This window comes from Nocardia sp. NPDC024068 (assembly GCF_040638875.1).
Taxonomy (GTDB): Bacteria; Actinomycetota; Actinomycetes; order Mycobacteriales; family Mycobacteriaceae; genus Nocardia.
On record NZ_JBEZYU010000022.1, the window covers coordinates 73,790 to 86,075 of the forward strand.

General features: G+C 68.6%; 10 protein-coding genes. 8 read left to right on the forward strand and 2 right to left on the reverse strand.

All coding sequences use genetic code 11. The annotated features are described in order from the left end of the window. Positions 1-51 precede the first annotated feature (51 nt). The 6 genes from AB0F41_RS18565 to AB0F41_RS18590 are packed head-to-tail and all read left to right on the forward strand — an operon-like array spanning position 52 to position 6,226. Complete coding sequence (locus tag AB0F41_RS18565) at positions 52-1,254, forward strand: ABC transporter substrate-binding protein (protein WP_357425301.1); 1,203 nt, start codon at positions 52-54, stop codon at positions 1,252-1,254. Beyond that, complete coding sequence (locus AB0F41_RS18570) at positions 1,251-2,126, forward strand: branched-chain amino acid ABC transporter permease (RefSeq protein WP_357425303.1); 876 nt, start codon at positions 1,251-1,253, stop codon at positions 2,124-2,126. The genes AB0F41_RS18565 and AB0F41_RS18570 overlap by 4 nt, the downstream gene beginning before the upstream one ends. Next, a complete protein-coding gene (locus AB0F41_RS18575) occupies positions 2,126-3,118 on the forward strand; it encodes a branched-chain amino acid ABC transporter permease (protein WP_357425305.1) in 993 nt (330 codons plus the stop codon). Before AB0F41_RS18570 ends, AB0F41_RS18575 begins: the two co-directional genes overlap by 1 nt. 5 nt (positions 3,119-3,123) lie before the next feature. Continuing rightward, positions 3,124-3,909 carry an ATP-binding cassette domain-containing protein gene (locus AB0F41_RS18580; protein WP_357425330.1) on the forward strand — a complete coding sequence of 262 codons (786 nt, stop codon included), beginning with the start codon at positions 3,124-3,126 and terminating at the stop codon, positions 3,907-3,909. Continuing rightward, on the forward strand, positions 3,906-4,607 hold the full coding sequence (locus AB0F41_RS18585) for an ATP-binding cassette domain-containing protein (protein WP_357425307.1): 702 nt from the start codon (positions 3,906-3,908) through the stop codon (positions 4,605-4,607). Before AB0F41_RS18580 ends, AB0F41_RS18585 begins: the two co-directional genes overlap by 4 nt. Beyond that, positions 4,604-6,226, forward strand: coding sequence for a class I adenylate-forming enzyme family protein (locus AB0F41_RS18590; protein ID WP_357425309.1), 1,623 nt, complete (start codon positions 4,604-4,606; stop codon positions 6,224-6,226). The genes AB0F41_RS18585 and AB0F41_RS18590 overlap by 4 nt, the downstream gene beginning before the upstream one ends. A gap of 112 nt (positions 6,227-6,338) precedes the next feature. On the opposite strand, the gene AB0F41_RS18595 is transcribed toward AB0F41_RS18590, so the two are convergent. Further along, positions 6,339-8,018, reverse strand: a complete 1,680-nt coding sequence (locus tag AB0F41_RS18595) for an acyl-CoA synthetase (protein ID WP_357425311.1) — start codon at positions 8,016-8,018, stop codon at positions 6,339-6,341. A 210-nt stretch (positions 8,019-8,228) separates the two neighbouring features. Between AB0F41_RS18595 and AB0F41_RS18600 the strand changes: the two genes are divergently transcribed. Further along, a complete protein-coding gene (locus AB0F41_RS18600) occupies positions 8,229-9,083 on the forward strand; it encodes an oxygenase MpaB family protein (protein ID WP_357425313.1) in 855 nt (284 codons plus the stop codon). A 33-nt stretch (positions 9,084-9,116) separates the two neighbouring features. On the opposite strand, the gene AB0F41_RS18605 is transcribed toward AB0F41_RS18600, so the two are convergent. Next, positions 9,117-9,725: a TetR/AcrR family transcriptional regulator gene (locus AB0F41_RS18605; RefSeq protein ID WP_357425315.1), complete on the reverse strand. Its 609-nt coding sequence runs from the start codon at positions 9,723-9,725 to the stop codon at positions 9,117-9,119. Positions 9,726-9,912: 187 nt separating this feature from the next. On the opposite strand from AB0F41_RS18605, the gene AB0F41_RS18610 reads away from it, so the two are divergent. Further along, positions 9,913-12,165, forward strand: a complete 2,253-nt coding sequence (locus tag AB0F41_RS18610) for an MMPL family transporter (RefSeq protein ID WP_357425317.1) — start codon at positions 9,913-9,915, stop codon at positions 12,163-12,165. Positions 12,166-12,286: the final 121 nt, after the last annotated feature.

The following is a 12,286-nucleotide window of genomic DNA, read 5'->3' on the forward strand; positions in this document are numbered from 1 at the left end:
CAAGCACTCGCTTGGTTCAAACCAAGCGTTCGCTTGATTGGTGGTGGTCTCATGAGACGTACCCGGATGCTTCCCTGGGTACTGGCCGCGGCGTTACTGCTCGCGGGATGCGCTCAGGTCCGGGAACCGGTGGACGATTACATCGTCCTCGGTATGGACGAGGATTCGACCGGACCGGGCGCGTCCTACTCGACGATCGCCGGCGACACCGTCCGGGCGACGGTCGAGCGCCTCAACGCCGAAGGCGGTATCGCCGGCAAACAGGTCCGTCTGGTGGTGGAGAACGACGAGAGCAGTCCGACGAACACGCCGTCCATCATCCGCAAACTGGTCGATCAGGGCGCCTCGGCGATCATCCTGGCCACCGGCAGCGGATCGGCCCTGCAGGCCAAACAGATTTCGCAGTCCACCGAGGTCGTCACCATCGCGCCCGCCGCGCTGACCGATGCGGTGGCCGGGCCCCCGGGCAACGAGTTCGCCTATATGGTTCCCAACCCGCTGGCCCAGTACGCGGACGTGTACTGCGGAGCCTTTGCCGCGCAGGGCAAGAAGCGGCTCGGTGTCCTGGCCGACTCGAGCCCCGCGATCGCGGGCATCCTCGCCACGCTCGATCCGGCGCTGGACAAATGCATCGAAGTCGTCGGCACCCAGAAGGCCGCCGTCGACACCGCCGATCTCACCGCGGGTGTGACCCGGCTGCTCGACAGCGATCCCGATGTCGTGCTCGTCGCCAGCGTCGGCGGGCATTTCGAGCTCCTCGCGCAGAACACGCTGCACCGGCTGGCGCCCGGGTTACAGCGATTCTCCCTGGCCTCGATCGGCAACCAGCCCAAGTCGTGGAAGCTGGCCACGCCCGGCTCCCTCGACGGTCTCGTGTACATGGGAAGTCTCAGCAACGACAATCCACGCACCGCGGATCTGCAGAAATGGTTGCGCACGGTCAAAGGACCCGACTATTCCGTCACCGCCTACGACGCACAGGCCTACGACTCGGTGATGCTGCTCGCCCGCGCGATCGAACTCGCCGGAACCCATACCGACCGGCAGCGCCTCAATCAGGCGATGCAGCAGGTCCGCGGCCTTCCGGCCAGTTTCGGGCGGGCACCGCTGACCCTGTCGTTCGCGCCCGACGACCATATCGCCCCGGATTCGGCCTGCGGGCTGGTGCTCACCGAGTTCGGCCCCGGCAATGTGCCCACCGGTCCCTGGCCGGAATACCAGCCGGACTGCACACCGAAGGGGGCCGCGCGATGAGTGATCCACAGTTGTGGCTCGCCGGAGCCGAGATCGGCTGCTTCTTCGCTCTCGTCGCCCTGTCGATCTACCTGGTGGTCGTGGGCGCCTCGTTCTTCAACTTCGCGGCGGGACCGTACGCGATGGCCGCCGCCCTGCTCACCGGATACGCGGCCGCCACCTGGGGCCTGCCGATCCTGCTGGGTGCCGTGCTGGGAATCGCCGCGGCGGTGGCGGTCTCACTGGTGACCGAGGTCGTCGTCGTCCGGCCGGTGCAGCGGAGATCGGGGGGCGCCGAACTTCCCGCCCTGGTCGCGGTCACGGCAACCCTGTTCGCCATCCAGCAGTTCGCCGGCACGATTTTCGGCCGGACCCCCGTACCGGTGGCGAATGTCTTTCCCATCCCGGACTTCCACATCGGATCGGTCGCCGTGCAGGGTATGACCGCCACCATCGTCGGGGTCACCCTGGTCGTCCTGCTCGCCACCGTCCTCTGGCTACGGATCACCGCCACGGGGCAGTTCTTACGCGCTGTCGGCGACAACCACGACGCCGCGCGGATGGTCGGTGTGAACGTCAACCGGGTCCGGTTGTGGGCGTTCGGCCTGTCCGGAGCCATCGCGGGAATCGCGGGAATCGTCTTCGCGGCCAAATCCGGCGCCCAGTTCACCAGCGGATTGTCCTGGACCCTCACCGGGTTCCTCGCGCTCGTCGTCGGCGGTACCGGTAAACCCTGGGCGCCACTGATCGGCGGACTCGCGCTCGGCTGGGTCCAGGTGTTCGGCAGCTTCTACTTCGGCGCGACCGGCAGTTCGTTCGCCACTTTCCTGGTCGCCCTCGTGTTCTTCGCGTTCCGGCCCGAAGGCCTGTTCCAACGAAAGGTGCGTGTGTGATGAGTGATACCGCGCTCGTGACCGCCCGGCCCGCCGTCCGGACCGCACTCGGGGAACTCGTCGTCGGCGTCGCTGTCGTCGCGGTGGTGTTGCTCTGGATGGGACCCAGTCTGTACCGCCAGGATCTTGTCTTCCTGGCCGCCACCTACGCACTGGTGGCGCTGGGCATGTATCTGCCCTTCGTGCTGGCCGGCTCGCTGTCCATGGCCTACAGCGCCTATGCCGCGCTCGGCGCGTACGCGGTCGCGTACCTGTCGGTCGAGAAGGGGCTGTCCCCGTGGTGGGGCTGGCTCACCGGCACGGTGATAGCCGCCGGGGTCGCCCTCGTGCTCGCGATGGCCACCAGGAAGCTCTCCGGCTTCTATCTCGCCGCCGTCACTCTGCTCTTCGCGATCGCGTTCGAACACTGGCTCGGCGACGCCACCACGATCACCGGCGGCGCCTCGGGTATCTCCGGTATCCCGGTGCCCACCGTGTTCGGCTGGGAACCGCCCCGCTATGCCCAGGTGGTGGCCGCCGTGGTCTTCGTCTGCGTGGTCGCGGTGCTGATCGACCGGCTACGCCGATCCCCGTGGGGGCTTGCGCTGTCCGCCGCCCGCGAGAATGCGCCGGCGGTGCAGTCCGCCGGAATCTCGCCGACCCATCTGACCGTGGTGGCACTGGCCGCGGGCGCGGCGATCGCCTCGACCGGCGGTGCCCTGTTCACGGTGTCGGTGCAGGCGGTGACCCCGGAGACGTTCGGTCTGGACCTGGTCTTCCTGGCCATTTTCATGCCGATCATCGGGGGTCGCGGATCGGCCTGGGGCGCTCCGCTGGGCGCGCTGATCGTTGTGGCCGTCACCCTGAACATGCCCGGCTACCAGGGTTCGGGCGAACTCCTGCTGGCCGTCGTGGTGCTGGTGATCCTGTTGCTCGCACCCGGCGGCGTCATCGGCTGGGCCCGGCAGATTCTCGAACGACTCGTACCGTCGCGCGCACAGGACAGGGGGTGACCACGATGGCCCCGGCGAACTCCCCGGCCCTGCTGTCCGTGGCCGGAGTGACCAAACAGTACGGTGGCGTCACCGCCGTCGACGATGTCGGATTCGACCTGCCCGCCGGTACTGTCCTGGGCCTGGTCGGCCCCAACGGCGCGGGCAAGACCACGCTGGTCGACTGCATCGTCGGCACCCAGTCCGCGAACGCGGGCACGATGCGATTGGACGGCCGGGCACTGCCCGCCGGTCCCGCCGCGCGGGCCCGGGCCGGATTGGCCCGCACCTTCCAGCACCCGCAGCTGGCCTTGGAGCTGACGCCCGTCGAGAACATCGTGCCCGGTATCGTCGGACGCTCGATGGGCTCCTACGGCGCCGCACTACGCGCGTTCCTGCGAGGTCTCGGTGGAATGCCGCCGCCGGTGCTCGCCCGGGCGCGGTCCGTGGCCGAGGAGTACGGCGTCACCACCGATCCCGTGCCCACCGGCAGCCTCGGTCTCGGGTCCCAGCGGCTTGTCGAAATCGCGCGCGCCATGGCCGCGCGGCCACGGGTGCTGCTGCTGGACGAACCGTTCGCCGGATCGGATACGGAAGGCATTGCGGCGATCTCCCACGCCATCCACCAGGTACGCGACTCCGGACGATCGGTCGTACTGGTCGACCACAATGTGGACCTGCTCGCCGAACTCGCCGATTCGGTGGTACTGCTGGCGGACGGCCGGGTGGCGTTCACCGGCACCCCGCAGGACTGTATGCGCAGCACGGAGATGCGCGCGGTGTATTTCGGTAGCGCCGAGGAGGCACGATGATCACCACCGGCGAACTCACCGTCCGGTACGGAAAGGCCGTCGCCGTCCGGGGCGTCGCCTTGGCAGCACGATCCGGTGAGGTCACGGCCGTGGTCGGACCCAACGGCGCCGGAAAATCGAGTCTGCTGTCCGCGATTTTCGGCAGCACCCCGGCGACCGGCACCGTCACCGTGGACGGCGATGACCTCGGCGGGACCGCGGCGCAGCGGCGGCTGCGCGCCGGCGTCGCCTTCGTCCCCCAGGGCCGGCAGTTGTTCCCGCGCCTGACCGTCCGGGAGAATCTGGAGATCGGTGCCCGGGTCCTGGGCGCGCGAAACGAGGTACTCGACACAGCGTTCGAGCGGTTCCCGATTCTGCGGACCCGGTCCAAACAGCTCGCCGGTGTCCTGTCCGGCGGTGAACAGCAGATGCTGCTTCTGGCACGTGCCCTGCTGGTCATGCCCCGGGCACTGCTCCTGGACGAGATGACCACCGGGCTGTCACCGAAGATCGCCGGGGAGCTGCTCGACCATGTGCGCGGCTTCGCGGACTCCGGAATGACGGTGATCGTCGCCGAACCGGCACTGCACCGCGTGTCCCGGATCGTGGACCGCGGATATGTCATGCTCCGCGGGTCCGTGTCCGCACCGGAGGCCGACGCCGACGCGCTCGGTAGCGCCTACCGGGCCGCCATGGGGATACTCGAGGAGGCTCTGTGAAGGAGCACGCACCCACCGCCGCTCTCGCCGATTCGGCCGGATTCGCCGCCGACCCCGCCGCGTTCACCGAATACTCCGTCGCCGACCTGGTCCGGCACTGGGCCCGCACCCGGTCGGCGGACCCCGCCTATATCGGCCCCGGCGGGGTCACGACCTGGGCCGAATACGATCGGCTCGCCGACCGCGTCTGCGAGACCCTGCTCGCGCTCGGCGATGTTCCGGCGGCCACGGTGTATCTGCCCGATACCGTGCAGTTCCACGCGACCCTGGTCGGTGCCTACCGCGCCGGAGTGCTCACCGTCGCCGTCGGGGCGCGCTCCGGGCCGGCGGAGCTCGCCCATCTGATGTCGCAGTCGAACTCCACCGTGCTGGTCACCACCAGCGACAACAGAGGACGGCCGGTATCGGACCTGTTGCGGGAGTTGCGAGCCAGGGACGCCCCCGACGCCGATCTGGTGCTGGTCGACGGCGACCGGCTCTCCACCACCGCGCCGGTCGACCGGCCACGCGCTCCCCGCACCGGTCCGGCGTTCACGGTGGACGATGTATGCCTGCTCAACAGCACATCGGGCACCACCGGCCGGCCGAAATTGGTGATGCAGACCCAGCGACGATGGAGCAGCTTCGCCGCGATCGCCTGCCGCAACGCCGCGATGAGCGAAGGGGAGACCATCGCCGCTTTCGTGCCCGCGCCGTTCGGATTCGGGCTGTGGACCTCACACTTCCTGCCCGCGCTGCTCGGGCGGCCGGCGCTGGTGATGGATCGTTTCGACGCGGCCGCGGCGATCGACCTGATGGCCCGGTACCGTGCCACCGTTCTGGCCTGTGTGAGCACGCAATTCCGGATGATGCTGCAAACACCGGACCGGGCCCTGGCCCGGGCGGACGCGTTGCGGGTGATGTTCACCGGCGGTGAGGCCGTGCCCTACACCGAAGCCAAACGTTTCGAGGACGTCACCGGGGCGCTGGTCCTGCAGTTCTACGGTTCCAACGAGACGGGTGCGGCCAGCGCCACCACGGTCGACGACGACGAGCGGACCCGGCTCCGCACCGGCGGCCGCCTCCTGCCGGAGATGAACGTCCGTATCCTCGAAGACGGTGCACCCCCGGCGATCCCGGGCAGCCGGCGCGGGCAGCCGGCGGTACGCGGGCCGCTCATGTCCCCCGGTTACTGGAACGACGAGGCCGCGAACGCCGAACTGTTCACCGACGACGGCTGGATGCTGCTCGGCGATATCGTCGAAGTCGACGACGCGGACCGCTTGCGGGTGGTGGGCCGGTTGGCGGATCTGATCATCCGGGGCGGAAAGAACATCTCCGCACTCGAAGTGGAGGATTTCGTGCGTGAGCATCCGGCGGTGGAAATGGTCGCGGCCGTCGGGGTCCCCGATGCGATCTTCGGTGAACGGCTCTGCGCGGCCGTCACATTGACGCCGGGATCCGGTCACCTCACCCTCGGGGAACTCACCACCTGGCTGCGCGAACGCGGTATCACCCGCGAGTATCTCCCGGAACGGCTGCGGGTACTCCCCCGGATGCCGATGGCTCCCGGCGGGAAGATCGCGAAGGCACAGGTCCGGCAGCTGGTCGAGCAGGACGCGGTGGACACCGAAACCTGAATTGCCCGCAACACGATGCTCCTGCGCACCGGCGGCGGCCGCCACCGATACCGGCAGTCCGCCGCGGCCCCGGTATCCGGGACCGCTTTCCGGATCGCTCGATGCGGCGGCTTCAGTCCGCCCGCGGCATCTGCAGCCTTGTCTCGTAGGCGATCTCGTAGCCTTCGAGCTCGCGGCGGACCAGTTTGCCGGTCGCATTGCGGGGCAGTTCGTCGATGAAGACGATATCGCGGGGGACCTTGTGCCGTGCGAGGTTGGCCCGCACGTACAGTTTGATCTCCTCCTGGTCGAGAACCGCGTCCCGGGCCGGGACGACGAACGCCCGCAAGCGGGTGCCGAAATCGCGATCCTGCACGCCGATGACCGCAGCCTCCAGAATATCGGCGCGCCCCGCGAGCAGATTCTCTACTTCCAGGGGAAAGACGTTCTCACCGCCGGAGATGATCATATCGTCGTCGCGACCGTCGATGAACAGCCGTCCGCCGACGTCGAAATGGCCGATATCGCCGCTGGACAGCATCCCGTCGACGATCTCCTTGTTCCGGCCGTCGGTGTAGCCGGCGAAACTCAGGCCGCTGGCGACGAATATCGTGCCCACCACACCGGCAGTGGTGACCTTCCGGCGGTGCTCGTCGTAGATCGCGACCCGGCATCCGACCGGAGGGCGGCCCACCGTACCGGGCGCGACCCGCATATCCTCCGGCGTCGCGACGGCCGCGACCGCGACCTCGGTGGAGGCGTAGAGGTTGTAGAGGACATCCCCGAATGCCCGGGCGGTGCGGTGAGCGAGGTCCGGTGACACCGGAGATCCGGCGGAGAAGATCACCCGCAGCGACGAGGTGTCGTACTGCGCGAGGACGTCGGGCCCGAGGTCGACGATGCGCTGCAGCATGGTCGGCACCAGGACCAGGCTCGCGGCGCGATTCTGCGCGACCGCCGCGAGGGTCTCCCGCGGATCGAATCTCCGCCGGCGCAGCACCACTTTGTTGCCCAGCGCCCAGCCGAGCGTGAACTGCGACAGACCGGTGCCGTGGAAGATGGGGGCCGCCATCACCATGGTGTCGTCGCGCGGCACCGGCACCCGGTCCAGGAACTGCGCCGATTGCCACGGCGAGACCTTGTCGCGGGGTGCGCCTTTGGGCGTTCCGGTGGTGCCGCTGGTCAGGATCACAGTGCCGCCGGCCCGCTCGGGAGCCGGCAGCGCGTCGTCGGAGTTGTAGGCGATCAGCGCGTCCATCGTCACCGCCGACGGGTCCAGCGGATGAACGGCATCGGTCCAGGTGTAGATCCGTGGCGTCGCCGGCCCGATGCCGTCGAGCACCGCGGTGAACTCGACATCGGCGAGGATCGCCCCGACGCCTTCGCGCCGGGCGACATCGGCCAGCTGGGGTTTCGCGAACCCGGTGTTCATCAACACCACCCGGGCGCCGAGCTTGCCGGCGGCCAGCAGAGTCAGCACCAGACCGCGGTGGTCGCGGCACAGCGCCGCGACCACCGTCCCCGGTCCGATTCCGGCCGACCGCAGACCCCGTGCGAGTGCGTTCGATTGACGATCGAGCTGGTCGAAGGTCAGGGTCCCGCGCTCGTCGACGAGAGCGGCCGCGTGCCGGCGGCGGCGCACGGCATGGGCGAGCACGGTGGCGAACGGACCGTACACCCGTGCATTGCGCGCGGTGCGGACCAGCTCGTCGGGACGCTTCGGGTCGAGCATGCCGCGCCGGCGCAGGACGGCGGCCGCAGCCACCGCATCAGTGATCGTCCGCAACGACGCTCGCGGCGAGGGCAATTTCATCGGCACAGAAACCTCCGGACGTTCGGCGGCCATCCACCTCCACGTATGCCCGCCGAGGCCGACAGTGTGAGGTCGGAAACCACATTTGGTGTGAATACTGAATCACTTAATGCCTCAACTATGCATGTAAACCATCAATCATGGATTGGAATACTACATAGCTTGTGAGAGTATGGAAGAGAATTCCTCTCGATCATGCATGGAGGCGCGATGTCAGGTTCTGCGTCGGCGAAGCCGGATGAACGGCAGCCCGATCCGAGGGAACGCCACAAGTACCTGGCCGGTCCGGGCGCCCTGCTCGGCGGTCCGGCGAATGTGGTGATGCAACTGAGCCTGGCGCCGGTCGGCCGCGGCGTCGTCGAGAGCACCGTCGAGAGCGGGCGTTTCGATCTACATCCGCGTAAGCGCGGGCGGACGACACTGACCTACCTGGCCGTCGCCATGCTGGGAACCGACGAGGAACGCGAGGCCTACCGTGCCGCCACCGATTCCTCGCATCGGCACGTGCGGTCGAGGCCCGGAAGCCCGGTGAAATACAACGCCTTCGACCCGGAGCTGCAACGGTGGGTCGCCGCGTGCATCTACCGCGGGGTTGTGGATTCGCTGACCTTCCTCTACGGCCCGCTCGGCGACGAGGACGCCGACGAGCTGTATCGGGAATCGGCCAGGTTCGGCACCACACTGCAGATGCGCCCGGAGATGTGGCCTGCCGATCGCTCGGCCTTCGCCGAATACTGGGCATCGACGAGTGCCCTGATCTGCCTGGACGACGAGGTGAAGGCCTACCTCCTCGAGCAGGTGGTCGATCTGGGCCCCTACAACCGGCTCGAACAGCTGCTCTTCCGCCGCGTGAACAGATTCTTCACCACCGGCTTCCTGCCTCCGCGCTTCCGCGAGGAACTGGGCCTGCGGTGGGGTCCGGGCAGGCAGCGGGCTTTCGAACTGGTCATGCGGGTCATCGGCACGATCACGGCGGCCGGTCCCGAAAGCTGGCGGCTGTACCCGCTGAACCGGCATCTCGCGGATATGCGGCGACGACGGGCCCTCGGCAAACCCCTGGTCTGACCGGAACCCGGCCGGCGGGTGACCGGACCCCGGTCAGCCCTCGTCCGCGCCGGGCTGCGCGCGCAGTGCCGCCAGCGCCAGGCGCGCGTAGCGGCGCCAGATATCGGGGTCCCGGATACCGAGATCGATCAATACGCGGGCCGCACCGGACACCAGCACCTGGACATCCATCCCGCTGGCATCCGCGCGCAGACTGCCCTGCGCACGACCGAGGGCCAGGATCTGTTCCAGCTGCCGTTCGAGGCGCTCATCGCCGAGCCCCTCGACACCGCTGAGGACTTCGATCATCAGCCGGTCCTGGGCCAGGCGGGCGGTTATCCGCTCCAGCAGGCCCTCGAGCGCGTGATAGGCATCGACCCGTGCATCCGCCACGGCAGCGGCGGTGAGTTCGTGGAACCATTCGAAATGCATCCGGGCCAGCGCGCGCACCAGATCGGCCTTGGTGGGATAGCTGCGATAGACCGTCGCCTTGCCGACACCCGCACGGGCGGCGACCTGTGGAATGGTGGCGCCGATTCCGTGTTCGGTGAATACATCGATCGCGGCGGCCAGGACCCGCTCGTGGTTCTGGCGGGCATCGGCACGGCGTCCGGCCCAGTTCTCCGCATCGGTCACCGGCGCATCCGACTTCGCTGTCGTCATACCGGTCATGGTCTCGCGTAACCCGTATCGGGACATATCCATTCGCAGTGAGACCCACGTCTCACAACAGGGGTCGGGGTGAGTTCCTCCACATCCGCCTCCTTCAAGTGGACCCTCGGGTCCGCTCACTCATACCCTGAAGCATAACCGGACCATATGGTCCACATAGCCGCTTGGAGGAGACCCCATGGCGTGGCAGTTGTTCCGGCTCGGCCGCTGGTCATTCGTGCACCGCAAGGCGGTCGCGGCCATCTGGGTGGTGCTGCTCGCCGTGCTGGCGGTCGGCGCGGGGACCCTGTCGGGAAAGACCAGCGATAAATTCGAACTCCCCGGTATCGAATCCACGCAGGCGTTCGAACTCATCGAGCAGCGCAGCCCGCAGGCGGCCCCCGACGGCGCCACCGCACGCGTCGTGTTCGAGGCGCCCGAGGGACGGTCGCTCACCGAACCCGACTATCACGCCGCCGTGACCACCGCACTGCGGGGACTGACCACCGAGAACGTGCAATCGGTGGCGGATCCGTTCACCGGCGGCACCCTGTCCGAGGACGGCCGGGTCGGCTACGCCGCGGTGAGCTACAACAAGACCTCGACCGAACTCCCCCAGTCCGACCGGACGGCGCTCGAGGACGCCGGGCACGCCGCGGAACGCGGCGGGCTGCAGGTCGCCATCGGCGGCGACGCGCTGAACGAGGTCGAGATGCCGCTCGCCGAGGTGATCGGCGTCGCCGTCGCCCTGGTGGTGCTGGCCATCACCTTCGGCTCGCTGGTGGCCGCCGGCATGCCCTTGCTGACCGCCCTCGTCGGTGTCGGGATCGGGATGCTGGCCATCACCACCCTCACCGGGTTCGTCGAGCTCAGCTCGGTGACCCCGGCGCTGGGCACCATGCTCGGCCTGGCGGTCGGTATCGATTACGCGCTGTTCATCATGTCCCGGTACCAGAGCGAGGTCCGCGCGGGCCGCTCGCTCGAGGAGGCGGCCGGACGCGCGGTCGGCACGGCCGGTTCGGCGGTGGTATTCGCGGGGTTGACCGTGATCATCGCGCTGGTCGGCCTGGCGGTGTGCAATATCGGGTTCCTGACCCAGATGGGCCTCGGCGGCGCGTTCACCGTGGCGATCGCCGTCCTCATCTCACTGACCCTGCTGCCCGCGATCCTCGGCTTCGCCGGTGCGAAGGTCATGAAGGGGCGGCCCCGCTATATGACCACCGCGGACGGCGGTGCGGACTACCGCACCCACGGCCGCCGCTGGGTGGAGGCCCTCTCCCGGCACAAATGGCCTGCGCTCGCCGGCGGTATCGCCCTCGCGGCCGTGGCCGCCATCCCGATGACGTCCATGCAACTCGCCCTGCCCGACGACTCCAGCAAACCCGTCGGCAGCGAGGCCCGGACCGCCTACGACCTCATCTCCGACAACTTCGGCGCGGGCGCCAACGGTCCGCTCGTCGTGGTCGTCGACACCGCACAGGCGTCGAACCCCGCCGCGGCCGTGCAGGCCGCCACCGACGATCTGCAGACCCTGGCCGGCCGGGCCGGGTCCGGTATCGCCACCGTCGTCCCGGCGGTCACCGGTACCTCCCCGCAGGACCAGCAGATCTTCACCCGGCAGCTCGAGACGGTCCGGTTCGCGACCATCACCGTGATTCCCACGTCCGGCCCCTCGGAGCAGGCCACCAAGGATCTGGTCGACGAGATCCGCACCACCGTCGCCGACCTCCCGTCCGAGACCGGCGCCCGCGCCCTGGTCACCGGCCAGACCGCGGTCGGGGTCGATATCGCCGGCAAACTCAGCCAGGTCTTCCCCATCTACCTGGCCGTGGTAGCGGGCCTGGCGATCTTCCTGCTGATCGCGGTGTTCCGCTCCCTGTGGGTGCCGATCAAGGCGGCGCTGGGCTTCCTGCTCTCGGTCGGCGTCTCCCTCGGCGCCACGGTCGCGGTCTTCCAATGGGGCTGGCTCAACCAGCTCATCGGACTCGATTCGACCAGTCCCGTGCTGTTCATCCTGCCGATCCTGCTGACCGGCATCTTGTTCGGGCTCGCGATGGACTACGAGGTGTTCCTCGTCAGCCGGATGCGTGAGGCCTACGTCCACGGGGCCCCCGCCCGCCGCGCCGTGATCGACGGGTTCGCCCACAGTGCCCGCGTGGTCGTCGCCGCGGCCATCATCATGGTGGGTGTTTTCGCCGGGTTCGCCCTCACCGACGACGTCATCCTCAAGACCATCGGCTTCGCCCTCGCGGTCGGTGTCCTGGCCGATGCATTCCTGGTCCGGATGCTGATCGTCCCGGCGTTCATGCTCATCGTCGGCGAACGGATCTGGTGGCTGCCGAAATGGCTGGCGCCCCTGGTGCCGTCGCTCGATATCGAAGGTGAGAAGCTCACCCAACGGCTCGATTCCGATACCGCCGCCGGCGACGATCGCGTCCTCGCCTCGCACTGACCGGGACCGATCCACAGGACAACGGCGAAGCGGGCCGCGGCACCAGGAACTCGCGAACCCGGCCCCGGCCGAATTGCCGCCGGGCAGCAGCGCGGAGGGTCCCGCGTGCACCGCGTGCGCC

What these genes read in the sequence shown, in the direction of transcription:
- AB0F41_RS18585 (WP_357425307.1), top strand. Translation starts at nt 3,906, where the DNA reads ATGATCACCACCGGCGAACTCACCGTCCGGTACGGAAAGGCCGTCGCC.
- AB0F41_RS18605 (WP_357425315.1), bottom strand. Translation starts at nt 9,725, where the DNA reads ATGACGACAGCGAAGTCGGATGCGCCGGTGACCGATGCGGAGAACTGG.
- AB0F41_RS18575 (WP_357425305.1), top strand. Translation starts at nt 2,126, where the DNA reads ATGAGTGATACCGCGCTCGTGACCGCCCGGCCCGCCGTCCGGACCGCA.
- AB0F41_RS18580 (WP_357425330.1), top strand. Translation starts at nt 3,124, where the DNA reads ATGGCCCCGGCGAACTCCCCGGCCCTGCTGTCCGTGGCCGGAGTGACC.
- AB0F41_RS18595 (WP_357425311.1), bottom strand. Translation starts at nt 8,018, where the DNA reads ATGAAATTGCCCTCGCCGCGAGCGTCGTTGCGGACGATCACTGATGCG.
- AB0F41_RS18610 (WP_357425317.1), top strand. Translation starts at nt 9,913, where the DNA reads ATGGCGTGGCAGTTGTTCCGGCTCGGCCGCTGGTCATTCGTGCACCGC.
- AB0F41_RS18600 (WP_357425313.1), top strand. Translation starts at nt 8,229, where the DNA reads ATGTCAGGTTCTGCGTCGGCGAAGCCGGATGAACGGCAGCCCGATCCG.
- AB0F41_RS18570 (WP_357425303.1), top strand. Translation starts at nt 1,251, where the DNA reads ATGAGTGATCCACAGTTGTGGCTCGCCGGAGCCGAGATCGGCTGCTTC.
- AB0F41_RS18565 (WP_357425301.1), top strand. Translation starts at nt 52, where the DNA reads ATGAGACGTACCCGGATGCTTCCCTGGGTACTGGCCGCGGCGTTACTG.